Genomic DNA, 25,375 nt, shown 5'->3' with positions numbered 1-25,375 from the left:
TCAGGCGTGGAATGAGCTTACTCAGGCAGGTTTTCGAGCAGGGCCACACCTTCGGCAGACCCAAGGACAGCAGCTTTTTCCTGACGGTTCAGTTTGGAAAGAGCGGTCTTGAGAGACGAGGCTTCCTTCAGCTTGACCAGACCCACCAGAAGGTTTGCATCAATGGCACTTCCCGGTTTGCGGGCTGGAGGAAGGGCGCCGAGATGCGCGTCCAGCAAGGTACGGTCTGTCCGGAGCAACGCAAAAGCTTCTTCTGGCGGCTGATGCGGCGCATGCATGGCTTCAGTCCGCAGACGATCATTCTCTGCCGCAAGGCGCAGGATTGGCGGCGGAGCCGTTTCTTCCTCGATCAGCAGCAGGCCAGCCTTGCGCAATCCCAGCCCGACATCGCGGCTTGCCGTCAGGGCCGCCAGTGGAATAGCCAGAACAAGCCCCAGCAGCACGGGCGTCATCCACAGGAACAGCGCCTGCGAAACAGACCAGGCCGCTGCGGCCAGAAGGACGCCGAAAACCGTGTAAACCCAATAGCCACGCGCAACTTCACGCAGGGAAACCCGACCATCTTCGCGGTTCTGGGCATTCCAGCCGGAATCCCGGCCCAGCAGGATGGAAATCACACCGGATGTCTGGATCAGCATGGCAATCGGGGCAATCAGGCCGCCAATCAGTGTTTCCAGAATGATGGACAGGAACAGTTTGAGAACACCGCCTGACCCCCGGAGTGCTGCACGGTCAAACAGCATGGCGATAAACGCCAGCCCCTTGGGTGCCAGCAGGATGCCCATCGTGCCGATGAACACGAACTTCGCCTGGACCGGGTCAACGCGCGGCCAGTGCGGATAGAGCGTTGGTTTCGTGCCGAAATATTCCGGATGATAGAAATGCGACTGAAGGGAAATCAGAATTCCGAACAGCAGGAATAGCAGCCACAGCGGGGACATGACGTACGAGCCAATGCCGGTGAGCATATGGGTCCGGCTGACCCAGTGCAGGCCCTTTGTTCCAAGGATCTTGGCATGCTGAAGATTGCCCTGACACCAGCGGCGGTCACGGATAGCGACGTCCGTTAGCGAGGGAGGACTCTCTTCGTATGAGCCGAAGAGCCCTGGCACCATGTGAATGGCCCAGCCACCGCGGCGCATCAGAGCGGCTTCAACGAAGTCATGGCTCAGAATGTGGCCACCGAAGGGAGGACGGCCCTTCAGATGCGGGAGGCCAGCCTGTTCGGCAAAGGCACGGGTGCGGATAACCGCATTATGACCCCAGTAATTGCCTTCCGAGCCATGCCACCACGCAATTCCATGCGCGATGAGGGGGCCGTAAACACGCCCGGCGAACTGCTGCATCCGTGCGAAAAGTGTGCGGCCGCCAACGATCACTGGAAGTGTCTGGATCAGGCCGACGCCATCATGGTTTTCCATAGCAGACACGACGCGGACGATCAGGCTGCCATCCATGACGCTATCGGCATCCAGCGTCAGCATCTGCTGGTAGGAGCCACCAAAGCGTACCACCCAGTCATGCAGGTTTCCGGCTTTGCGGTCCGTATTCTGGTGACGGCGGCGATAGAAGATGCGCTGATGATCGCCAGTAGCCTGACGGAACGCCAGAAAAGCCCGCTCTTCCTGTAGCCAGACATCCGGGTTGGTTGTGTCTGACAGGATGAAGAAATCAAATGCGTCAATCTGGCCGGTCGCCAGAATACTGTCGTAGATGGCTTTGAGACCTGCAAGAACCCGCGTCGGGTCTTCATTGTAGGTCGGCATCAGGACGGCGGTTCTGGCCTTCAGACGGGGAAGTGCGCCCGTGCGCTGGATACCGAGGCCTAACCCACCACGGCAGATCAGAGACACAAATCCGCCAAGGCTGGACGTGAAGGATAGCGCGATCCAGAAGCCCAGAATGGCAAACAGCACCAGAACAATCACGCCCAATGTCGAAACACCGAGCGAGTTGAAAACCTGGTTGATTTTATAAACACCGAAGCCTGTCAGCAGAATGGCCGTACCAAACACGAACAACCGCCGCAGCCAAAGCAGCTTCGGTGTTGTGTCCAGAATGCGGAAGGGGCGCCCGTGGCGATCCGGCTGCTGCTGGAGGTTCTGAGGCTCCATTTTGAGCGGAGCTTCACGGGGAAGAAAAGGGGCTTCGGACGGGGAAAAATCTGTCACGGCGTCCAACGATACATCCATTTTTCAGAAACCGGCCCCTGATCGTTTGCCAACTGGGCCTGAAGCTCGGAGGCTTTGGCATCCCCCGGTACGAACTCGAAAGTGGTGCGCCAGCCTTTGATGTTCGGGTTGGGCTCTACAACGACATTGCGGATCGTACCCGGCGTACTTTGTGAGATCAGGTGAAAATGCGCATCCGCCGGAAGGTTTTGGAAAGGTGCCCCCGTGAAGTCGATGACGAACATGCGGGCATCGGCGTGATCCGTTACCGCACCAATCCGGGTCCCGCCTACGCGAGCCAGCGGTGTCGGCCACGGTGTGTCCCAGCCCCAGTACATGCGATAGGTAAAGCTGTACTCCTGACCGGCCTTGAGCGGTGCCTTCGGACGCCAGAAGGACACGATGTTGTCGTTTACTTCATTGGGCGTCGGGATTTCCACCAGATCGACGGCGCCGTCGCCCCAGTTCCCAATCGGCTCGATCCATAGGGAGGGGCGCTTTTCGTAGTTAAGCGCCAGATCTTCGTAATCGTGGAAGGAACGCTTGCGCTGCATCAGGCCAAAGCCATGCGGGCTGCTGTCCTGAAAGGCTGAGAACTGGAGATCTGTCGGGTTAACGAGCGGACGATAAAGCTGCTGGCCCGAGCCGGTCCAGACCTGAAGGGCTTCGCTGTCATGAGCGGCCGGACGCCAGTCATCGACGTGGTTGTGCTCGTTGGCATCAAAATAGAACATGCCGGTCAGCGGTGCGACGCCGGATTCTGTAATGTCCTGACGCGGGAAAAGCGAGGACTGGACATCGAAAACAGTCGTGTCACCCGGACGGATCGTGAAGCGGAACGCTCCTGTGACGGATGGGCTGTCCAGCAGGGCATGGATCACAACGGATTCAACACCGGGTTCAGGCTTTTCCAGCCAGAATTCACGGAAGAGCGCGAATTCTTCCCCTTTGGTATTTCCTGTTCCGTTTGCGAAGCCACGGGCGGAAAGACCGTAATTCTGACCTTTTGCGACGGCCCGGAAGTAGGACGCTCCGAGGAAGACAGCACATTCTTCCATCACGCCGGGGGTGTTGATGGCATAGCGCAGACGGAGGCCGGCAAAACCCAGATCGTCGGTTACGCGCAGCATGGAGTTGGCGTAGGTGAAGAGGTCTGGATCATAGGCGATCGGGGTCGACTGACCGCCAATCACTTCATTCATCCCGATCCGGGGTTTGTAGAGAAAGCCACGCGGGAAAAACTCAACTTCGAAAGCCAGATTCTGGCCATGCCACAAGGCGCGGTCCGGATTGAACGCGATGCCACGGAACTGATCGAAATCGAGATTGGCGATTGCGGAGGGCAGACTCTGGGGGGGAGGAGCGTAGGGCGATCTGGAGAGCTTTTCAGCAATAGCGCGAACGGTCCCGTTATCGAACGGAACAGTTTTTGGAGCCTGCTTTGCGGCAGGCGGCGCGGACTGAGCATAAGCCAGGCCACCGGAAGCCCCCATAAGGGACATCCCAGCTCCAAGCTTTACCAGATCACGACGCAGGATACTCATACTTTTCCCTACAGTCCCAGTTTCTACCAAACTTCCGAAATCGGAGTGGTTATGTCCCACCGATACGCCGGATGCAGTTCGTTGCGAAGAGACGTTCTATGATTGCAGAGTTATTTCACAAGGGTTGGGCATGTCCTTTTCATGGCAGAGCCGGAAAAGGACACATCATTGTGAACTCTGTTGCTGGCAGACATAAAAAGGTGGCACGCGGTCGGATATTTCAGAAACAACCGTTTCATTTATTTCTTCAAGATGTGGAACGCTGAACAGTATCCGGACGTTCCCGAACCTTTCAATATCCCGCGCATTTCCTGAATTCTCAGGTCCGCTGAGGACGACGCCAAGAATCGGAATTCCCCGCCTGCGAAGTGCTTCCAGGCTGAGAAGGGTATGGTTGATTGTGCCCAACCCGCTTCGGGCGACAAGAACGACGGGCAGATCCATCTGCTGGATCAGATCAATCATCAGCATGTCTTCCCGGATCGGAACCATCAGGCCGCCTGCGCCTTCGACCACGAGGGGGGATTGTACGGCCGGGAGCACCAGACGGCCAGGATTGATGGTCACGCCTTCCAGATTGGCAGCGGCCAAGGGCGCTAGCGGGGCCTGCAATCCGTAAGCCGGGGCAATGATTCGGTCGGCTGTGAGTTCGGCAAGGGTGCGGACGGTCGGTGTATCACCTGCTTCATCAGCCAACCCGGTCTGAAGTGGTTTCCAGTAAGTAGCGTTCCACGCTTTCGTCAGGATCGCGCTGACAAGCGTTTTGCCGATTTCCGTGTCTGTTCCGGTGACGAACACGCCGCGAAAACTGTTCATGGAGTGTCCTTTCTGAAAATTCCGAGGCCAATCCTGTAGGTCACAGCCTGATGGTGCCTGTCAAAGTGGCGCATGGCGCGACGCAGGACGCCTAGACTTGCCGGAGTACTGCCAGACTGGGGTAGGGAGGCACCGATCTGGCGCAGCCTATGCAGGAAGGTACGGGCATTTGGGACTGGATCGTGGAGGGTGGTGACGTCCCACATTCCAGAGCCATCCTCTGGCCATTCCCATTGAAGGGCTGATGTGTCCGTATAAGAAGGAACGCCACAGGGTGTGCCTTCCTGCTCGCAGGAGGAGCGCCATTCCCCAAGGCTCCCCGGCAGAAGTGTCGTGAGCATGAGAGAGCCGCCGGGGGCAAGTTTCTGGCACAGGCGCTGAAGAGCGGCTGGGCGGTCTTCAAACCATTGAAAGCAAAGACTGGACGCGATCAGATCGAAAGGGCCGTCCACGTCTGGATATTCGCCATCCATGACGCGGAATGTGACAGGCCGGTCTGTCAGTCGTTCCTGTGCCCGGGTAATCATGCCGGGTGCCAGATCCGTAGCGATCAGGGTGCTATAAGGGAAGGCAGTTGCAAGCTGTTCGGTCAGGAAGCCTGTACCACAGCCAAATTCCAGAATCCGTGTCGGGCGTGACTGTGCCAGTTCTTCGCGGATGCGTTCGGCCAGAAGTTCGGCGCAGCGATACTGGATATCTGCTGCTGCATTGTAATCCTGTGCCGCGTCAAACCGTTGGGCAATCTGGTGCTTGCGCTCATCCATGGCGTGCCGACCATTGCCTGATAAAGTTGGCGCAAAGAGCGGGTTCCGTCAGGGGCAGGAGATGACCTCCGTCCACCGTGGAGCCGGGACTGGCAAAGCCGGACCGGGCTGGTGGGAACGGATCTGACCGCCCTGTCATCCAGTGAAGGCGGTCGCCCCATCTGGCAGCCTGCTCCCTAGCGTCATCCAGAAGCAGTTTTTCCAGTCCGGCATCAAGGCGTTCGAGAGCAGGAGGGCCGGGGAGTGGCTCATCCGTGCCACATCGCTTGCGGAAGTCAGCCAGAACGGCTTCTGGCGATTTCTGGAGCTGGCGCCTCATCCGTTCCAGAACACGGGCGGGAACACCGTCTGGAAAGTCGTCGGTAGCAGAGAAGCGGGCAAATCCGTTGAAAAGGACAAGACCTTCGCACCCCGGAAGATCCTGACTCAGCAGGGTAAGGCTGCCTGCTGAATGACCGACGGCGAGATAAGGGGCCTGGAGTAATGGCGGATGGAAGGGGGCACCGAAATAACCAGCGTCTACGATGGAGGCCTCGACGCCCGGTAAGTGGTCCAGCATGGCGGTCCAGAACGACGCATCAAATCCCCAGCCATGCACGAGGTACAGGGGAAGGGTCATTGCTCGTTTCCGGCCAGTCGAATGATGGCTTCGGCTAGTCGCTTGATATCGGCATCCTGAAGGCCGGCATGCAGGGCAATCCGTAACCGTGCCGTTCCAGCGGGAACGGTGGGAGGGCGAATTGCGACCGCCAGCAACCCTTCGCTTTCCAATGCTGTTGCGACGTCTAGTGCGCGTTGGGCCTCGCCTATCAGAACGGGGACGATCTGCGTCGTGGATTCGGCTGTATCGAACCCGGCGTTGTTCAGGAGGGGCCGGAGTGTCTCGGCCTGTCCCAGCAGGGTTGTCCGTTCCGTGTCCATGCCGGGAATGACGTCCAGCGCGGCATCTATGGCCCCGAGAACTGCCGGAGGGAGTGCCGTACTGTAGATGAACCCTGAGGCGTGATTAATCAGATAGTCGCAGAGCAGCCGGGAGCCGGCGATGTAGGCGCCCATTCCGCCGAGGGCTTTGCTGCATGTGCCCATGGTCAAATCAGCCAGACCGCCCGAAAGACCCTGTCCATGAGGCCCTAGAACGCCAGTCGCATGGGCTTCATCGACGTAGAGGAATGCGTCGTAGCGATCTGCCAGCGCTCGAAGAGCCGGGATGTCGGCACGGTCTCCATCCATGGAGAATACGCTTTCAGTTACGATCATCCGCAAGCCGGGTGTGGCGGCTTCGCGCTTCAGGAGTGTTTCCAGATGGGCAAGGTCATTGTGGCGGAACCGCACCTGCCGGACGCCTGCTGCCGCACATCCATGATGCAGGCTGGCATGGTTCAGCCGGTCCGAAAACACGATCATTGGATGGCCGGTCTGAGCCACCGAAAGGGCGCAGAGTGCGGGGACAACTGAGGCATTCGCTTGCCAGCCTGAGGCAAATAGCAGTGCTGCATCACAATGCTTGAATCGGGCCAGTTTCTCTTCAACCGCGTGATGCAGATCCAGCGTGCCGCAGACCAGTCGGGAAGCCCGTGCGCCGGTTCCATACCGGAGGGCCCAGTCCGCTGCCCTTTCCCGCAACAGGGGATGATCCGCAAGGCCCAGATAATCGTTGGAGGAAACGTCGATCAGGCGTTGCCCATCGCGCAGGATGGCGCCTGTCTCGCGGGTGACAGGGCGGAGACTCCGGCGAGTTCCGGCTGTCTCACGTTTCTGAAGGGCCGCAGCGAAATGGGCGTCAAACACGGTCATGCTTTGTCCTGAAGAACGGTCACGATGCTGGACGTCAGGCGGGAAAGGTCTGCGGGTGTGATCGTGAAGGCCGGTGTCAGGTACACGATATTGCGGAAAGGTCTGATCCAGGTACCGTGCGTGACGAAGGCGCGACGCAGGACATCCGGGTTTTCGATCTTCTCAAGCTCGACCACGCCGATTGCGCCCAGCACGCGCACATCTTTGACCCCCGGGATCGTTCGGCAGGGTTCTAGTTCGCGGCGAAGCTGATCGGAAATCCGGGCGACCTGTTCAAGGCGTGGCTCCTGTTCGAACAGATCCAATGACGCATTGGCGACTGCACAGGCCAATGGGTTCGCCATGAAAGTCGGGCCATGCATGAGTGCTTTGCCACCTTCCGTCGACAGGAACGCCTCAAACACGCTCCTTCTTGCAACGGTGGCCGCCAGTGCCATGGTTCCACCGGTCAGGGCTTTGGAAAGGGCCACGATGTCAGGCACGATGTTGGCCTGCTCACAGGCGAACATGGTCCCGGTCCGGCCAAAGCCCGTAAAGATCTCATCGAGGATCAGCAGGAGACCAAAGCGGTCACAGAGTTCCCGCAGACGACGCAACACCTCGGGGTTGTGAAACAGCATGCCGCCCGCGCCCTGAACCAGAGGCTCTGTGACGATGGCGGCGATCGTGTGGCCTTCCTTTTCCAGAAGGGCTTCAAGCCGGGCAGTGCTGGCGTCATCGACGGGCAGGTCAGCCAAAACCTGTTTTGGCAGTACGCCTGCGAACAGGCTGTGCATCCCCTCTTCGGGGTCACAGATGGACATCATGCCCAGCGTGTCCCCGTGGTAGCCGCCACGGAAGGACAGCATTTTCGTGCGTCCCTCTGTTCCGCGATTGATGTGGTACTGCACGGCCATCTTGACCGCGACTTCCATCGCGACCGAGCCGGAATCCGTGAAGAATGTCCGTTCCAGATCGCCGGGCAGAAGCTCTGCCAGTCGCGCGGCCAGACGGCGCGCCGGCTCATGGACCATGCCCCCGAACATGACATGGGGCATGGCGCTCGCCTGCTGGATGAGCGCCTGCTGGATGTGCGGATGGCTGTAGCCGTGACAGGCTGTCCACCAGGCCGCCACACCGTCCACGAGTTCGCGACCATCCGCCAGCGTGATGCGGCTTCCGGATGTGCGGACGGCTTCCACGGGGAAAGGAGCGGTCTGCATCTGTGTGTAGGGTAGCCAAAGATGCGGGAGGTCGGCCGCGGAACGGTTCGCCTCGGTGGATGAGACTGTGGCGGGTGAGACTGTACAGGACATTCCAGCGTTTTCCCGCATGGTCCGGGGCAAGTCCATCCCCCCGGCCATGATGCTGTCATCAGATATCATAAAAAGGTCACGCTTTAACGGGAAACGATCTGGCATGAACCCCGTTATTGCACTGCCCTGACCTGTGTCGGTGGCGGCAGAAAGGACGTTCTTTCGCGGTTGGAAGGACAATCAAGGTCAGGATCGATGCTGAATTCCAAGGTTATTCATGTCAACGGCGTGTTTCTGGGAACGGCCATCATGAACAGCAGCATGAACACTCTGCGATTCTATGCGACGCATGAGAGTGTTCGGGCATTGCATAATGCGTGCATGCCAGATCTTCTGGCGCTCTATTGTCAGGTCAGACGTCTTTTCAACAACAGCCGTTTGACCTTGCAGGGCGCCTGATCCGTCAGGTTCCACAGAACGTGTTTCGAACCTGCTCATGCTGGGCGGGGGGCTGATCCAAACCATCGTCTGCATCGTCAAAAGGATGCGACAGAGCTTCTCTCAGACGATGGAAAGGCGCGTAGTTGCCTGCCACAGCGGCTGTAATGACGGCCTCAATATGATGATTGCGAGGAATGATCCGCGGGTTGACGGCTTTCATCGCCAACGCACGCTCTTCCGCGCTTATCGTCTCCGGGGCAAGGCGGTGTTGCCAATCCTGTAGCCAGACAGTCGCTGGCGCCTGATCCTTGAAGATATTGAGGAAGCTCAATGCCTTGCCGGTCTGGGCAACATTGCAAAGTTCACGAAACGTCAAAGTGAAGTCTGCTTCACTGCGATGCATCAGGGTCAGAAGTCTGGAAATCAGCGTAGTGTCAGATTTCTGCTCTGTCGCTAGCCCCAGTTTTTGACGCCAGCCTGCGAGATAGGCTTCTCCAAAGATATCGTCGAAACCTGTCAGGGCTTCTGTTGCCATTTTGACGGCACTGTCCGTATCTGGATCAATGCACGGCAGAAGAGCTTCTGCTAAGCGGCCCAGATTCCATAGTGCCATGTCTGGCTGTTGGCCGTAGGCGTAGCGGCCATTCTGGTCAATGAAGCTGAAAACTTGCCCCGGATCATAGGCGTCAAGGAACGCGCAGGGACCGAAATCAATGGTTTCTCCGGCGATGGACATATTGTCCGTGTTCATGACGCCATGGATGAAGCCGACAAGCATCCATTGGGCGACCAGCCGGGCCTGGCGGCGTACGACAGTTTCCAGCAGCGCCAGAGCACGATTGGGGCTGGTCGCCAGTTCTGGATAGACGCGCTCAATCATATGATCGATGAGAATGTGCAGGGCTTCCAGATCTCCGCGTGCTGCAAAGTACTGGAACGTGCCAACGCGAATATGGCTTGTGGCAATGCGTGCAATGACGCCGCCGGGCACCAGCGTTTCCCGAAGAACATTTTCTCCGGTTGCAAGGGCGGCGAGAGCGCGGGTTGTCGGAATACCCAGAGCGGCCATTGCTTCACTGACAATATATTCGCGCAGGACTGGCCCCAATGCTGCGTGTCCGTCTCCGCGACGTGAAAAAGGGGTTGGGCCGGAGCCTTTGAGGTGTAGATCCCAGACCTGTCCGTGCAAGTCCTGAAGTTCTCCTACCAGCATGGCTCGCCCATCTCCTAAAGAAGGAACGAAATGCCCGAACTGGTGGCCCGCATAGGCCATGGCGACAGAGGGAAGGCCGTCCGGACGCAGGCCGTGAGAGAGCAGGGACATTCCGGCAGGGCTTTTCAGCCACTCGGGTGAGAGTCCAAGAGCTATGGCAAGCGGCTCATTCAGCGCGATCAGGAGAGGCGCCTGAAAAGGACGGCTTTGCAGGGGGGTAGAGAACCGTTCCGGCAGGGTGGCGTACTGGCGAAGAAGCTGCATGAAACGTCTCTGTCAAATGGATGCTGGTGCCTTCTCACATGGGACACCGCGGAAGATCATGAAAGAACTCACAGGATTTTTATGGAGGTTTTTACCATGGAATTCCAAACGCCAGTGAAGCACAGTCATAAAAAGACATTTCCGCACAGAGTTTCGTGTTGGTGTTTCTTCGAAAAGAAACAAGTTTTGGAAGGAAGTGACTCTTCTTTTTGAAAAGATTTTTTCTTCAGGGAGAAAGGGGGAGGTGACGGAAAAGATAGTATTCTCTATTCATGAAATATGAACGGGCGTTTCTGCCTTTGATGCCGCCTGTGCGGGACCACAGCATAGAGGACATTTCGTGGAGCAAACCCAGCGCGTGTCTGGCCCCGGAAGGGACGTAAGCCCGGCAGTCATCCGACTATATGCAACCATGGCTGCTGCCCGTTTCCACGGGGTTGAGCTTGATATCCGCGACTTTGCGGCCGAGCCGGGTGAATCCTCGCCTTCTCCTGCGTCTCTGGCACGTTGGCTGACATCGCAGGGTGTTGTGGCCAAGGGAATGCGTCTCCGGTGGCGCTACCTGATCCGTCTTCGGAATACCCCGCCTGTTGTTCTGATGTTCAAAGACGGCTCTGCGGGACTTATGGTCTCGGCGAATGCGGACAAGGGCATTGTCTGGCTCCGGGATCCGATGGGTGGCGAAGGGGATGCGCCTGTTCCCGTTGATGAACTGCGTCTTTCCCAGGTCTGGACTGGGGATGTGCTTCTGGTGAAGAGGCGCATCAACGAGTCTGAAGCTGATGCGCGGTTTGACCTGCTTTGGTTTGCCAAGATGACCATGCGGGAGAAGTATATTCTCCGGGATATTGCTTTTTCTTCCATGGTACTCAGTATTCTTCAGGTTTTTCCCGCCCTGATCGTGATGCAGGTGCTGGACAGGGTGGTGAACTACCACTCGATGGCGACACTGGTTTCTCTAACGGCTTTCGTTGTTATTCTGACGTTCTATGAAGTTCTCCTGAGTTACGCCCGACGAGAGCTTTCGCTGGTCTTGTCGACCCGGTTGGACGCGAGAATTTCGTTGCATGCCTTTAACCGCCTGCTTGCCCTTCCACTCGAATTCTATGAGCGGCAACAGACAGGCGAAATTCTGGGTCGCTTTATGGCGATCTTCAAGGTCCGTGACTTTCTCACTGGCCAGTTGATGAGTACCCTTCTGGATCTGTTTACACTTGTTGTCGTGCTGCCAATTCTTTTCGTACTCAGTCCGACACTTGCCTGGATAACGATTGCCGGGGCTGGCTGTATCGGGTTGGTCGTCGTTATCTTCCTGCCTATTCTGACCCGTATCATGGGACGTCAGGTTCGGGCGGAAATGAACCGCGGCTCAACCCTTTACGAAACAGTCGCTGGTATTCGAACCGTCAAGACACTGGCGCTTGAGCCAACCCGTCGTGAAGAATGGGATGAGAAAACGGCGGAAGTGGTTCGGTGGAAACTGGCTGCTGGGCGCATGTCCAACTGGCCTCAGACCCTCGTGATGCCTTTCGATGCCTTCATCAGTCGTGGCGTCATTCTTGTCGGCGCTTATCTGGTGCTGACGAACGCCAGCAATATGCAGGCTGGCGCGCTGGCGGGCTTCATGATGCTAGGTGGTCGTGTGGCCCAGCCGCTGGTTGGGTTGGCAAGGCTGATGGAGGCTGTGAATGAAGTGACGGTGTCACTGAGTGAGGCAGGCGCTGTGCTGAACCAGCCGACCGAGACAAAAGCGCTTACGACCGGGATGCGGCCTCCCATCAAGGGGGCTCTGTCTTTCAGGGATGTAAACTTCTCTTACCCGGGTTCTTCCACGAAAGCTCTGAATAACGTCAGTTTTGAAGTGCCGGCAGGAACGATGCTGGGATTGGTGGGGCGGTCTGGTTCCGGTAAGTCGACTGTTACACGCCTTCTTCAGGGTGTCAGCCGCAACTATACGGGTTATCTTCGTCTGGACGGGGTGGATCTGCGTGAGATCAACCTGACTCATTTGCGTCGCTCTTTTGGTGTGGTGTTGCAGGACAACTTCCTGTTCCGTGGTACAGTCAAGGACAATATTACCGCGGGACGTCCTGGACTAACCATTGATGACGCCATTCGCGCTGCAAGGTTGGCGGGGGCTGAAGAATTCATCGAACGGATGCCTGCCGGATACGATACTTTTATTGAGGAAGGGTCGACCAACATTTCGGGTGGTCAGCGTCAGCGTCTGGCCATTGCGCGTGCCGTCATCAGTGATCCGAAGCTGATGATTCTTGATGAAGCAACGTCCGCTCTTGATCCTGAATCCGAAGCTTTGGTGAACGCCAATCTTCAGCGGATCGGCAAGGGAAGAACGATGGTGATCGTTTCTCACCGTCTGTCTTCGCTGGTGGATTGTCATCAGATTGCCGTGATGGACCAGGGTAAGCTTGTGGATATCGCACCGCATCATGTTCTGCTGGAACGCTGTGAGATCTACCGGACGTTGTGGCTACAGCAGAATCGCCATCTCAATTCTGCGGGCGCCTCTGGCGAGTCCAGCCAACTGACCGAAGGAGAATAAGACATGAGCTCCTCCGACATGATTCCGCAGAATGGTCAGGCTCCAGAAGAGAATGGTCACGAGAACTTCAACAGCCATGTACCGCGTGCCGCGACAGATCCGTTTGCGCCGCAGGATATGCCCATTGCCCTGCTGGAATTCCATTCCCCGACAGCAGGGCTGGTTAATCTGCCTGCCACGCCTTCTGCGCGTTACGTGGTCTGGCTGATTGGATGTCTGTTTCTAGCCTGTCTGGCAGGAATGGCATTTTTCCCAATCAATCGTGTTGTCAGCACGACAGGACGTCTGACGTCTACGCAGCCCACCATTGTCGTGCAGCCACTGGAAACATCGATTGTTCGTTCCATCGATGTGCATGTGGGCGACTTCGTGAAGAAGGGACAGGTGCTGGCGCATCTTGATCCGACCATCACAGAAGCCGACATCACGAACATGGGTCTGCAGCGGGATGCCTATCAGGCTGAACTTGATCGTCTGAAAGCGGAAGCTGACGACAAGGACTATGTGCCTGATACATCCAATCCCGCATCTGTTCAGCAGGGAGCTGCTTTCCTGCGGCGGCGGAGTGAATATCGTGCGCGGGTCCAGAATTATAATCAGCAGTTGGCTGGTCTGGAAAGCGATCTGCAAGGGTATCGGGCCAATGCGGCCATGTATGCCAGCAAGATGCGTGTTGCTTCTGAAATTCTGAAAATGCGCCAGCATGAACAGGCTGATCAGGTCGGATCACGTCTCTCTACGCTCGCAGCCCAGAATGATATGATGGAAGCTGAGCGTGCAGAAATCTCTGCGCAGCAGAGTGCAAACTCTGCTGAAAGCAAGATAGCGGCCATGAAAGCTGAACGCGACAGCTATATCGAGAACTGGAAAGCTCAGGTTTACACGAACCTGACGGAAACCCAGCATCATCTGGATGAATATCGCAGTTCATATGAGAAGGCGCGTCTGCGTCAGGATCTTATTCTGCTCAAGGCTCCGGAAGACGGTATTGTTCTCACGATTGCCAAGGCTTCAATCGGTTCTGTCCTGCAGTCAGCCGGTCAGTTCATGACACTGGTTCCGACAGGTTCCGGTGTGGAGATGGAAGCTGTCATGAAAGCCAGCGATGCGGCTTTCGTGAAAATTGGAGATCATGCGATCGTGAAATTTGCAGCGTTTCAGTACAATCAGTACGGCGGTGCTGAAGCAACAGTGCATGTTATCAGCGCAGACTCTTTTGAAAAATCTGATGGGAGCAATCCTGGAGACAATAGTGCGGTAGCAGGAGGCCCAGACGGATCAGTGTACTATCGTGTCCGCCTAAGGATTGATCGTTACACACTCCACGGACAGCCGGACTTCTTCCATCCTACGCCCGGTATGCCGGCAACAGCAGATATTGACGTTGGCCAGCGGACAATCCTGAAGTATCTCTTCGGGCGGGTTGCTCCGGCCCTGACGAACGGTATGAGAGAGCCGTAAGGCCAGAGAACGCCCGGGCTCTCCGGGCGTTTTTCACTTCTATCGGACCGGGATTGAAACCATGACATTCAAGCGTCGCATTGCGTCTCTTCTTTCTTCAAAAGGGAAAGTGGAGGAAGGCGTTCGGCTGATGGAAGCAGGCGATTCCGTTCGGGGGTTTGCGCTTCTCAGCCGTCTGGCTATCGCGGGCGATACGGAAGCGTCTTTCCGCATCGGGCGGGCCTATCTTGATGGGACAGGAGTTCCGCCCAGCCTCGAGGAAGGCGCATACTGGATGCTTGGTGCTGCAGAAGCAGGCCATGTTGAAGCTGCCTTTGTTCTGGCAACGCTCTATACGATCGGATTTCCTGAAGGTTTTGAAATCCGCAAAACGGCGGCAACGTTTGATCTTGCAGCTCCCCCGACTTTGGGAACGCGACACCCTGATTTCCACAAAGGGTTTCATTGGGGACAGATTGCCGCCAATGCAGGATCTGCCGATGCGCAGGCCCTTCTTGGCTATATTCTGACCAATGGCCCCGAGGATCTGCGGGATGCTGTTCAGGCGCGAGCCTGGTACGAACGATCTGCTGCTGCGGGATGTTCACAGGGGCATCTTGGTCTGGCGTTGGCCATTCTCCATCAGGCCGAAACAGATGAGGCTAGAACCCTTGCGGCTCATCATCTGAAAGAAGCGACCAAGGGTGGGCTGGGGACAGCCTTCGATATTCTTGGGCGCATGAGCGAGGCCGGTGCTGGTGTTCCTCGGGACATGGGAGCTGCCGCACGATATTATCAGCAGGCGGCAGAACGGAATATTGTGGGTGCACAGGCCCGCTATGGCCTTTTCCTGCTGGAAGGCGTCGGGATTGAGCAGCATTATGGTCGTGCCGAAACCTGGCTGCGACGGGCTGCCCTGAACGGGGATGCGGAATCAGCTGCGCTGCTAGGGGATCTTTATGCCCAGGGTGGTGAGCTTCCCCCCAATCTGATGGAAGCGGCAAACTGGTATCGCCTGGCTGCAGAGCAGAAACATGGTGGTGCAGCGCGAGCACTGGGTCTGCTTTACCTGACTGGAAATGGCGTCCACCGTGATCCGGAGGTGGCGACCCATTGGTTCCAGGTAGCGTCAGAAGCCGGAGACCGTCATGCGGATGCCGATTTCGGCAATCTGATTCTGACAGGAGCTTCTGCAACGGATGATGAAAAGCAGGCCCTGAAAGAGCGTTTCGAGCGTGCTGCCGAACGTGGGGATTTGGTTGGGGCTTTCAATCTTGGTGTGTGCTTCGATCAGGGTGTCGGCGGTACGGTCGACAGTCGGGAAGCAGCCCGCTGGATGCAGAAGGCCGCAGATGGCGTTGTGAACGCCCAGTTCTGGTACGGTAAAATGCTACTGGAGGGGCGCGGCGTACAGGCCGATCCAACCCAGGCCATGCACTGGATGGAGAAGGCGGCAGAGGCCGGAATGGGAGAGGCACAGGTTGCCGTCGGGCAGCTTCTCGTCACGGGGCAGATCAATGGCCGCAAAGATCATGGTCGTGCAATGGAGCTTTATCGTGCCGCCGCAGAAAGCGGAAACGTGGATGCGATGTTCTCGCTCGCAGCCATGTATGGCGGCGGACATGATGTGCCGGAAAATCGCGTTGAAGCTCAGAAGTGGTTCATGAAGGCGGCCCAACTTGGGAATGGTCTGGCCCAACTTATGTTGGGGCGGTATCTGATCCGCGGTCTGGCAGGGGTGACGGATCTGCAGGAAGGCCGGAAATGGCTGGAGCATGCGAAAGCCCAGGGGATTGCGGATGCTGAGGCCGAACTCATCAATCTTGATGCGGCCCAGCCTGACGAGGACGATTGATCGGCGTGACGTCCGATAGCAATCCTGATCTTACGGGAACAACGTCCAGAGCTGCCTTCGGAGGATACGGTCATGTCGTAACTCCGGAAGATCGAGCGGCATGGCGGGAGGTGATGAACGCTCGCGCGCAGGTAGCTTTTCAGCGCGGACAGGAGGCCATACAGGCTGGGCGCCTGCAGGACGGTATTTTCTGGCTGGAGCGTGCCGAAAGAATGGCGCGTCAGAGCCCGAATGTTATCTGGGCGCTGGCCATCGCGTTTCTGAATATTGGTCGTGTTCAGAGTTGTCTGGAACGGATGGAGCGGCTTTACCAGACATATGGTTTGCGGGAAGCGGCGTTTCTTTCCGTTGTCTGTCTTGTTCGGTTGAATGAGACGACGCAGGCTTCTTCGAGGCTGGGGACTGCATTATCGAAATTTCATATTCTGCCTGAACTTCGGCAGTTGGCGAGCCAGCTCTCCAAAAGTGCAGGGAAGCCAGGATGGTGTACGGCGTCCAATGCCGGCTGGGTGGAAGTGGAGGCGACTGGCAGCATCCGGGTGCTACTGGATGGTGTCGAAGCGGGACGAGGTCTCTGCGGACGCTATAAGCTTCCGGACGGTTGGCAGAAGGCCGCACGTCTTGAGGTTCGGGCAGGCCGCCAGCATGTACTTGGAAGCCCGATTAATGTGCAGGCGCTCATACGCTGTGAATCGCTTGTGCGTGCGACGGGCAAGGGACTTGAGGGATGGCTCTGGTACCCTGCAGAACCAGACCATGTTCCCTCCGTGACGTTATGGGACGATCGCACTCTGTCAGTTTCGGCGTTTGCGGTTGATGTAGACAGTGATGTCCCTTTGTCGCGGCCGCGTTCTTTTCGTTTTGAGAAAAACTGTTTGCCGAAAGGCGATTGTGGGGCGCTACTTTTAAGGGATGAGCACGGGCGGCCTCTTGTGGGTGCGCCGATTGATCCCATGGTCGGCCGACTGGTTTCTAAGCGTGGCAGGCTGCCAGAACGTCTGCGCCCTGTTCATGTGGAAGCATGGCCTCATAGACCGAGAAGGCCCAGAGGCAGTTCCGGGTGTGTTGTTGTTATTCCGGTGTATCGTGATCTGGCAGGAAGCAAGGCCTGTTTGCGCAGTGTGTTGGCAACGGTCCCGCCGGGTATCGAAATCATCGTTGTGGATGATGCAACGCCAGAGCCAAAGCTGGCAAACTTTCTGGATATGCTGGCGCAGGACGGCAAAATTACGCTTGTCCGACATGAGTCCAATCAGGGATTCCCGGCGTCTGCGAATGACGGTATGCGCCTTGCGGCAGGGCGGGACGTTATTCTTCTGAACAGTGATACACTTGTGTGTTCAGGGTGGATTGAGCGGTTACGGACACGACTGGCTTTTACAGATGTGGGAACCGTAACGCCTTTTTCCAATGATGCGAGCATCCTGTCCTATCCTTCGGTGGACACTGAAAACATGGTGCCTGATGGATCGGGCACACGAGAACTGGATGTTCTGTGCCAGGCTCTGTTTTCACAGGAAGACGCGTGTATCGATTTGCCAACCGGAAATGGTTTCTGCATGGCGATAACCGCCGAATGTCTGGCTGAGACGGGTTTTTTCAGGGAAGACCTGTTTGCACAGGGCTATGGCGAGGAGAATGATTTCTGTCTTCGGGCCTCTGCGCAGGGATATCGTCACTTTCCTGCACCGGATGTGTATGTGGCGCATACAGGGTCAACGTCGTTTGGAAGCAGCCGTAAGGCCCTGATGGGGCGAAATCTGGAAATCCTGAATGCCTTGCATCCCGGGTACGATGCAGAAGTCGCAGCGTTTATAGAGAGGGATCCCCTCGGGCAGTTCCGGCGGCAACTGGATATGTCCCGGATAGACGAACAACGCCAAGGACGTTCTTCCATGCTGTTGGTTCAGCATGATGCAGGCGGGGGTGTAGGGCGTGTCGTGCTGGAGCGTGCCCAGTCTTTTGAGCAGCAGGGTTTTTTGGCCCTGACGCTTCGGCCAACATCTCTGGGATGTAAACTTGAATGGCCAATGGGGGAGAAAAACTTCGCCCCGAACCTGAAGTTTACCCTTCCCGAGGAATTGCCTCTTCTGGTCGCAGCACTGTTACGGCTGAAAATTTGTCGCATCGAGTGGCATCATCTCGTAGGCCATGCGCCCTGTGTTCGAACACTCCATGAAGATCTTTGTGTCCCCTATGATGTGTTTGTGCACGACTATATCTGGTTTTGCCCTCGTATTTCTCTTCTGGATGGAAATGGCCGCTATTGTGGTGAGCCGGATGTGGCAGGCTGTGAGGCCTGTATCGCGACGTGGGGCGGTTATCTGGGAGAGGATCTGGCGGTCCCGGATCTTATCAGTCGCTCCCAACGCGAATTCAGGCAGGCCGATACGGTGATGGTGCCTTCTCGTGATACCGCACAGAGAATGGCGCGGCATTTTCCACAAACTCATTTTCGGCCTGTTCCGCTGGAAGATGATGCCGTTCTTTTGTCAAATGTTTCAGGACGAACAGGCGTTATTTCGGGCCGTGCCTTGCGGATTTGTGTTGTTGGAGGGCTGAGCCGTTGGAAGGGATATGACGTTCTCCTGTCTATGGCGCAATGCATCAGGGCCATGTCTCTTCCAGTCGAGCTTGTGTTGGTAGGACATACGCCCGATGATGAAACCCTGATTGCCGCTGGAGTTAAGGTCACAGGAGAATATCAGGAAGGCGAAGTTCTGGGCCTGATTCGCGAACAGAACGCCGATATTGGATTTATTCCTTCCGTTGCACCGGAAACCTGGTGTTATGCTCTTGGAATATTGTGGAAAAGCGGGCTCGAAGTTTTGTGCTTTGACATTGGAGCGCAATCGGAGCGGGTGCGTTGTAGTGATTGGGGCGCAGTTGTTCCACTGGGAATGCCTGTTGAATTTCTTGTTCGATTTATTTTGCGTCGCTGGGGGCCGGTAAGTTGAAGTGAACGGGGTTTACGCTTCGACTGGAACGGGTAAATATAACCCGCAAACAATGCCTGTCTTGAACTGGCTGCTATAGCCGCTGGGCTTGAAAAGTTTTTCCTCCCGTTATGCGGGAACAAGTGGAGTAGGGAATGTCAAAGACGGCTGAAGCACCAACGCAGAACCGGGTGATTGACCTCAAGTCTGGCGCTCACATGATGGTTCTCGATGCGGGAATTTTCTGCATTTTTCATGCCGCGGGACAGCAGGACCCAGGGCCCTCCGGGCTTCCAGGTATTCGGATTTCCCGTGCTCCCGGGACGCCTCCGGGCATTGTGACCGTTAGTACATTCGAGGAAGATGGCTGGATTGGTGGTGCCAATGGCGCTGCTCTGGTGCGTGTTACCCGCGGGCCGGCAGCTGTTCTGGTAACCACCTATCAGGAGCCTGGTAGCCCCCACGACGCTCCCAAGCTTCAGGTCGCACAGCTTGCAGGTCCAACCTCAGTCAGTCCGGCTTCGGTCGCTGTCGCGCAGCCTGCGCAGAAAGCAGCGCCTCTGCCCATCGAAGCGGCTGAAATTTCTGCCCATGTCCAGCGGGTCGGCGATGTTGCGGCTCCTATCGGCGAATGGATGGGAACACCGGGCAGCCAGTCCTGGATCGAAGGTTTTGCCATCGCTCCGAAAAACAGCATTCCGGCTTCCGATATCGAATATCAGGCTGTTCTGGGGAAGGGGTGGCTCTCGCCCTGGTCTGAGGGCGGCCAGTATTGTGGCTCGCGCGGTATGGCGCTTCCCATTCTCGGTCTGCGGGTTCGTCTGAAGGGAGCATCGGCAGAAACACATCATATCCGTCTTTCCTCCACCTTTACGGACGGCTCACGCCTTGGCCCGCTTGATGGGACGGATGCTCTGGAAGCAGAGAGCCTTGCTCCGCTTGAGGCTTTCCTTCTGGAAATCATTCCGAATGCAGGCGCTGAAGCACCGGCCGCCAAACGCTCTCGTGGGAAGTCTGTAAAAGCCGCTGCGAAGTCTAAGGCTGACGCTGCAGACTGATGACGAATGAAAGCTGGCTGCCTGAGCGGGAAGCCAGCTTTCAAATATCAAATCGGAGTTGAAGCGCCGTTATGTTTCAACTCTGCCTTCCGCCCTTTTTGAATGACCGGGATTTGGTGTGCGGTATCTTTTTGTCCATCAGAATTTTCCCGGTCAGTTTCTGCATTTCGTGCGCCATCTTCATGAGCAGGGTGGGCATGAAATTGTCTTCATTTCTGAGGCAAATGCAGGCGAAATTCCTGGCGTCAGGCGCGCTGTTTATCGTGTCCCGCGTCTGCCCTCATCCGCCACGCACCCGCATCTGCGCGAATTTGAATATGGGCTCCTGAGGGCGGAGGCCGTTGCGACGGCTGCCAAGACGCTCAAGGGGCTTGGCTATGTGCCGGATATTATCATCGGTCATCATGGCTGGGGTGAGCTGCTGAATCTTGTGGATGTTTTCCCTGGCTGTCCTATTTTGGGATATTTTGAATTTTTCTATCATACTGATCGGAATGACGTAGGGTTCGACCCGGAATTTCCTCCCAGTCCGGATTTGGCGGCGGCTGTCCGGGTGAAAAATGCCATAAATCTTCAGGCGCTTTCCTTGCCAAATGGTTATGGACAGACCCCAACGCAGTTTCAGAAATCTACCTATCCCGGCTGGGCGCAGGACAGAATCTCTCTGCTCCGGGAAGGCGTAAATCTCGAGCTGTGTCAGCCTGATGGTCAGGCGCGTCGACGGAACCTCGTGATCAATGGTGTAAAGATTTCACCACGTGATGCGCTTGTGACGTATGTCGCACGTAACCTTGAACCTTATCGTGGTTTTCATAGCGTCATGCGCGCCTTGCCGCGTATTCTGGATGAGCGAAAGGACGCGCAGGTCATTCTGGTCGGGGGTGATCAGGTCAGTTACGGTGCGCCGCCTCCGGATCGCGGAAGCTGGAAAGACATCATGCTCAAGGAACTGGAAGGCAAGTTGGATCTCAGTCGGATTCATTTCGTCGGTAAGGTTGCCTATGATGATTTCCGTAATCTGCTCAAAAGATCAGATGCTCATCTGTACCTGACTTATCCTTTCGTGGCTTCCTGGTCTCTGCGGGAAGCCATGGCGACGGGATGCCCGATTATTGGCAGCGATACGGCCCCGGTCAGTGAATTTATTACAGATGGAGTTACGGGCCGTCTGGTGCCATTTCTTGAACCGGATCGGATTGCTGAGACCGTTCTTGAACTGCTTGAAGATCGCAAACAGGCACGTCGTCTGGGGCAGGGAGCCAGAGGATATGCAGAAGCCGAACTGTCCTTGCAGGATTATCTGCAACGATATGATGCCTTGGTCCGGGATGTTGTGAGTCAGAACAGGCTCTGACGGTTTGTATTTAATATACCTTCTGCCGTGACTCTGAAGTTGTGGCAGAGGCATGGATAAAGTCACGTTCCATGACACTGGCAGGTATGATAACCTTCCTGCCATAGAGAGTTACAGAAACATCTGCGCTACGCAGGCGGATGTGACAGGAGCGGTCCGAATGTCTTTCGAAATACTTCCCGGCTTGCGTGACATCGTACAGTCCTGGGTAGTGAAGAAAGAGGTTTCCTTACCGCCACGGCGCTTGACGGACGAAGATATCGAAGTCCTTGCGAAGGCGAGTATTGAAACGCTGAAGCAACGTGCCGTTGGAGAGCTGGTCTTAGAATGGGGCAGCCTCCAGACCCTGACGGCTTCATGGATTGTTCAGCGCCAAAGAGGTCAGATACCCTTTCCCCTCAGGTTCGAAGAGTATCGGATGTTTGTGGAGCTGGCTCTTAAAGGGCTTCTGACACCAGTGAGAGTGATAGAGGCGTCTCAGAATCCGGCTGAAATTTCAGATGGAATGCCTCAGGACTCCGTGCTTCTGGATGAAGACGCTTTCCGGTTTGCGCGAGAGCATCTGGCGCGCTGCCTTTGAAGAAGCGAAGAAACTTTCACTTGGAATGCATATAAAAAACGGGGCAGATAACTGCCCCGTTTTTCTGTTTCTGGCCGGTAGTAGCTAATCAGCTACGTTTGCCGTCGTGGTCTCCGTCGCGCATCTGACCTGTTGGCTCCTGAACATGGGCTTCAAGGAACCAGAGGTGCTTGTCGAGACCACGGGACACTTCCGTGAACAGATCAGCAGTATCGTCGTCACCTGCTTCATCCGTAATCTTGATGGCTTCACGGACGTTGTTGGCAACGGTTGCGTAGCGGTCAATCAGAGCGGCAATATGGTCTGCAACGCGGTAGATATCGGTCGGATAAGGGGTGCAGTTGCTGTTCTTCGCAACAGCCTGCACTGTGCCATAGGCTGTACCGCCAAGTTGGGTGGCGCGCTCTGCTGTCGTATCGACAAAGTCATCAATGCTGGCGCGGAAACCATCCAGCATTTCATGAACACCGATGAACTGTGGACCCTTAAGATTCCAATGAGCCTGCTTCGTGATCAAGGCGAGATCAATCAGGTCTGCCAGACGGGCATTGAGCGTCTCGATTGAGACGCTCTTGGTGTTGTCTGCCGTGTTGTTCTGCGTGACATGACGGTTGGACTTGGTAGCCACGATAAGTCTCCTGTAACAGGTTCGTTATCCAGAAACGCAGAACTCCCAAATGGGTTTCACAGTGTTTCCGGATCCACGAGATCGAAGAACGGCTGGTGGTCTACTGTGAAGTAGCGTGGGTAAGCCGGGTCGCGTTCGAAAAGTGGATTGTTGCTCCAACGGGCCAGCATCGTCTGGGTTTCATGGAAGAACCGGGCTTCGTGTTCCGGACGGTCATCGCTGCCGCGTGACAGGCTTTCATGATGGTACGCAACGATTTCCGCACAGAAAATGATTCGGTATCCCGCATCACGGATCTTCAGGCACAGATCGACGTCGTTGTAGGCGACGGTCAGTTCCTTCTCATCGAAGCCCCCGATTTCCCGGAAGACGTCGGCACGAACAAGCATTGCTGCTGCCGTGACGGCTGTGACTTCGTGGGAGAGCATGGTGCGTCCGATAAAGCCATATTCAGAGACCGGGTCACCACGATGGACATGCGCGCCAATGCCCGCGGGCCCAACGATCACGCCAGCATGCTGGATGGTATCGTTCGGATAAAGCAGTTTTGCGCCCACAGCCCCAACATCCGGAGCGGAAAGCGCTTCCCCGATGGCGATATGCAGCCAGTCCTCATGTTCCACGAACACGTCATTGTTCATGAACATCAGATAGTCGGCCTTGGTCTGTTCTACGGCCAGATTGTTGAGGCGGGAGTAGTTGAAGGGCTCCTCAACCGTCAGCACGGACACCTTCGGATGAGCCTGCATTTCCTCAATGAAAGCAGCCGTTTCGTCTTCAACGGACCAGTTGTTGACGAGGATGATGTCGAACGCCTTGTAGGCCGTCTTGGTTAGCAGAGCCTCCACGCACTGGCGTGTGGTTTCCACCTGATCCTTGAAAGGGATGATGATCGTGACCTTGGGGGTCTTTCGTGTGAGCCACTGAACGCCATACAGCGTCAGACCACGGATGGACGAGACCTTTGCCTTCACACCTCGCCGTTTGAGATGGTCGTGAACACAACGCACACCTGCTTCAATGGCGTAGGTCTTGTTTGCGACGTTTACGGCAGTGGAATTGGGTGTCTTGCGCCAGTGATAAAGGATTTCCGGAACATGATGAATTTCGGAGGGCTTCAGGATTTCTGTGGCCCGCAGAATGAAGTCATGATCCTGTGCGCCGTCGTAATCAGACTTCAGGTGTCCGATAGCCCGCATGGTGTCGGCTTCCACCATGGTCAGATGGCAAACGTAGTTACAGCCGAGCAGATAGCGGTAATTGAAATCGGGCTTGAGGTTTGGTTCCAGGAAGTACCCGGCCTGATCGATTTTGTCTTCGTCGGAATACAGCAGGCGTGCACCCGTTTCGCGGGCAGCGCGGACCATGACTTCCACGGCAACATCGACCATCAAGTCGTCATGATCGAAGAACACGACATATTGACCGCGTGCTGCGTCCATACCCGCATTGGTTGCGCCTGAAATGCCGGCATTCTTTTTCAGGGGAACAGCACGGATCCGCTTATCCGCCTTGCAGAACGCATTAATGATTGCCGTTGTCTGCGCACATTTTCCAGCATCATCAACAATAATCAGTTCCCAGTTCTGATAGGTCTGGGAAAGAACGGAATTGATGGCAGCCTCGAAATCGCTCTTCAGAGGGCGATAGGTCGGGCACAGAATGGAGACCAGAGGTTCCTCGTAGCCCTTGCCTTCTTCCAGTTGACGCTGACGAGCCGTCCGTTCACGCAGAAGGGGGTAATATTTCTGGGCCCAGCGATTGTAGTCGCCGAGATTATAGCCACGACGCGGCACCAGATCACGGACTTCCTGTCGAAGCGCAGAAAGCTGGCGGTGTAGTCCATCAATCACGCCAAGCAGATCGACCAGACGCGTCTCAAGCGCGTCATCCGCCAGCGAGGTGACGAAGGGGCTGCCGTTGAGTTCGGTATTGTCTGGCAGGGTAACAATCTTGAACTGGCGGGGTGTACTGCCGCGAAGGCGCTGCGGAATGGGAATTTCGAAACCGCAGTTCGGGTCACAGCCCAGAACGGCCGCGACGTCGCCACGATACCGGTCAGCGCGTGCCTGAGCGATGCGAACTCCATCGACCATGACGGAAATCATGCATCCGCCATGCATTTCCGCTCCGGGGCGTTCCGCTTTCAAAAGCCAGCCGCGCAAGGCGCCCTGTTTCACACCATCGACAAAGCTTTGATACTGGGGCTGGAACTTCTGTGTAAATTTGATGACTGGAACAGGGTCTGCTTCCGGGTCTGTCGGATGTGTCAGAGGAAGAACAGAGCGATCCGGAAGACGAACGGAAAGTTCGTGCGGCTTTCCGTCAATAAATTTCTCGGGAATGGTAAATTCAAAACCCACATTTGAAATGGGTAGTCCCAGGGCAGCCTGCACATCCGGGCGTTCCTGGTCACAGAGAATCTGCATGACTTCCTGCTGATCTATCAGAACATGCAGGCGAGCTGCGCCAACACCCCTTGTATCGATCACCCAGCCTCGCGCTTGTCCTTCAACAAATTGGTCGAAATGACCAATGAAAACGCTGGCAGCAGCAAGTGGAGAAGGAGGAGTGGCTTTTGTCGTCATTTACTCTGTCTCCCGAGCAGCGCCGGTTTCAGTCTATAGGGGCGGCGCGATAATTTTTATTAACCTTAAATGAGTTATTCTGCTCTGTCTTGGGTGTCTCAAAATCAAGAATCGAAAAAAATGTGTCGCTC

The 25,375-nt window shown here is 56.2% G+C and carries 18 protein-coding genes; 8 read left to right on the top strand and 10 right to left on the bottom strand.

Annotated elements, in window-relative coordinates; translation table 11 throughout:
- Positions 1-17: 17 nt before the first annotated feature.
- The 7 genes from mdoH to GJA01_RS03330 all read right to left on the bottom strand — a co-directional run bounded on the left by mdoH (position 18) and on the right by GJA01_RS03330 (position 8,453).
- Positions 18-2,192, bottom strand: coding sequence for a glucans biosynthesis glucosyltransferase MdoH (gene mdoH / locus GJA01_RS03360; protein WP_062503868.1), 2,175 nt, complete (start codon positions 2,190-2,192; stop codon positions 18-20).
- Complete coding sequence (locus GJA01_RS03355; protein ID WP_062503869.1) at positions 2,168-3,715, bottom strand: glucan biosynthesis protein; 1,548 nt, start codon at positions 3,713-3,715, stop codon at positions 2,168-2,170. The genes mdoH and GJA01_RS03355 overlap by 25 nt, the downstream gene beginning before the upstream one ends.
- A gap of 165 nt (positions 3,716-3,880) precedes the next feature.
- Positions 3,881-4,531 (bottom strand): dethiobiotin synthase, encoded by a 651-nt coding sequence (gene bioD / locus GJA01_RS03350; RefSeq protein WP_023943821.1) that lies wholly within the window; start codon positions 4,529-4,531, stop codon positions 3,881-3,883.
- Positions 4,528-5,295 (bottom strand): methyltransferase domain-containing protein, encoded by a 768-nt coding sequence (locus tag GJA01_RS03345; RefSeq protein ID WP_062503871.1) that lies wholly within the window; start codon positions 5,293-5,295, stop codon positions 4,528-4,530. Before GJA01_RS03345 ends, bioD begins: the two co-directional genes overlap by 4 nt.
- Positions 5,288-5,914: an alpha/beta hydrolase family protein gene (locus GJA01_RS03340; RefSeq protein ID WP_062503873.1), complete on the bottom strand. Its 627-nt coding sequence runs from the start codon at positions 5,912-5,914 to the stop codon at positions 5,288-5,290. Before GJA01_RS03340 ends, GJA01_RS03345 begins: the two co-directional genes overlap by 8 nt.
- The gene (locus GJA01_RS03335) at positions 5,911-7,089 is read right to left on the bottom strand and encodes an aminotransferase class I/II-fold pyridoxal phosphate-dependent enzyme (protein ID WP_062503874.1); all 1,179 of its coding nucleotides are present in this window, start codon (positions 7,087-7,089) and stop codon (positions 5,911-5,913) included. Before GJA01_RS03335 ends, GJA01_RS03340 begins: the two co-directional genes overlap by 4 nt.
- Positions 7,086-8,453, bottom strand: a complete 1,368-nt coding sequence (locus tag GJA01_RS03330) for an adenosylmethionine--8-amino-7-oxononanoate transaminase (protein WP_082785263.1) — start codon at positions 8,451-8,453, stop codon at positions 7,086-7,088. Before GJA01_RS03330 ends, GJA01_RS03335 begins: the two co-directional genes overlap by 4 nt.
- A gap of 126 nt (positions 8,454-8,579) precedes the next feature.
- On the opposite strand from GJA01_RS03330, the gene GJA01_RS03325 reads away from it, so the two are divergent.
- Entirely contained in the window at positions 8,580-8,783 is a 204-nt protein-coding gene (locus GJA01_RS03325; RefSeq protein WP_010504113.1) for a hypothetical protein, read from the top strand.
- A gap of 4 nt (positions 8,784-8,787) precedes the next feature.
- Here the strand turns inward: GJA01_RS03325 and GJA01_RS03320 are convergent, their stop codons facing one another.
- Entirely contained in the window at positions 8,788-10,242 is a 1,455-nt protein-coding gene (locus GJA01_RS03320; protein WP_062503876.1) for a protein adenylyltransferase SelO, read from the bottom strand.
- Positions 10,243-10,654: 412 nt separating this feature from the next.
- Between GJA01_RS03320 and GJA01_RS03315 the strand changes: the two genes are divergently transcribed.
- From GJA01_RS03315 to GJA01_RS03285, 7 genes are all read left to right on the top strand, one after another.
- The gene (locus GJA01_RS03315) at positions 10,655-12,805 is read left to right on the top strand and encodes a peptidase domain-containing ABC transporter (RefSeq protein WP_062503878.1); all 2,151 of its coding nucleotides are present in this window, start codon (positions 10,655-10,657) and stop codon (positions 12,803-12,805) included.
- A gap of 3 nt (positions 12,806-12,808) precedes the next feature.
- Positions 12,809-14,266 (top strand): HlyD family type I secretion periplasmic adaptor subunit, encoded by a 1,458-nt coding sequence (locus GJA01_RS03310; protein ID WP_062503880.1) that lies wholly within the window; start codon positions 12,809-12,811, stop codon positions 14,264-14,266.
- 61 nt (positions 14,267-14,327) lie between these two features.
- Positions 14,328-16,100: a tetratricopeptide repeat protein gene (locus tag GJA01_RS03305; RefSeq protein WP_062503882.1), complete on the top strand. Its 1,773-nt coding sequence runs from the start codon at positions 14,328-14,330 to the stop codon at positions 16,098-16,100.
- On the top strand, positions 16,097-19,057 hold the full coding sequence (locus tag GJA01_RS03300) for a glycosyltransferase (RefSeq protein ID WP_062503884.1): 2,961 nt from the start codon (positions 16,097-16,099) through the stop codon (positions 19,055-19,057). The genes GJA01_RS03305 and GJA01_RS03300 overlap by 4 nt, the downstream gene beginning before the upstream one ends.
- 134 nt (positions 19,058-19,191) lie before the next feature.
- Positions 19,192-20,094, top strand: coding sequence for a hypothetical protein (locus tag GJA01_RS03295; RefSeq protein WP_062503886.1), 903 nt, complete (start codon positions 19,192-19,194; stop codon positions 20,092-20,094).
- Positions 20,095-20,212: 118 nt separating this feature from the next.
- Positions 20,213-21,448 (top strand): glycosyltransferase family 4 protein, encoded by a 1,236-nt coding sequence (locus GJA01_RS03290; protein WP_062503888.1) that lies wholly within the window; start codon positions 20,213-20,215, stop codon positions 21,446-21,448.
- 160 nt (positions 21,449-21,608) lie between these two features.
- The gene (locus tag GJA01_RS03285; RefSeq protein ID WP_061931965.1) at positions 21,609-22,028 is read left to right on the top strand and encodes a hypothetical protein; all 420 of its coding nucleotides are present in this window, start codon (positions 21,609-21,611) and stop codon (positions 22,026-22,028) included.
- A gap of 88 nt (positions 22,029-22,116) precedes the next feature.
- Here the strand turns inward: GJA01_RS03285 and dps are convergent, their stop codons facing one another.
- Positions 22,117-22,656 (bottom strand): DNA starvation/stationary phase protection protein Dps, encoded by a 540-nt coding sequence (dps, locus tag GJA01_RS03280; protein ID WP_010504102.1) that lies wholly within the window; start codon positions 22,654-22,656, stop codon positions 22,117-22,119.
- A gap of 56 nt (positions 22,657-22,712) precedes the next feature.
- Entirely contained in the window at positions 22,713-25,244 is a 2,532-nt protein-coding gene (locus tag GJA01_RS03275; RefSeq protein ID WP_062503890.1) for a glycosyltransferase family 2 protein, read from the bottom strand.
- Positions 25,245-25,375: the final 131 nt, after the last annotated feature.

Origin of the sequence: Gluconobacter japonicus, assembly GCF_002723975.1 — a bacterium.
Taxonomy (GTDB): Bacteria; Pseudomonadota; Alphaproteobacteria; order Acetobacterales; family Acetobacteraceae; genus Gluconobacter; species Gluconobacter japonicus.
The sequence above is the reverse complement of the archived record's forward strand: the minus strand, read 5'-3'. Positions and strand labels throughout refer to the sequence as shown.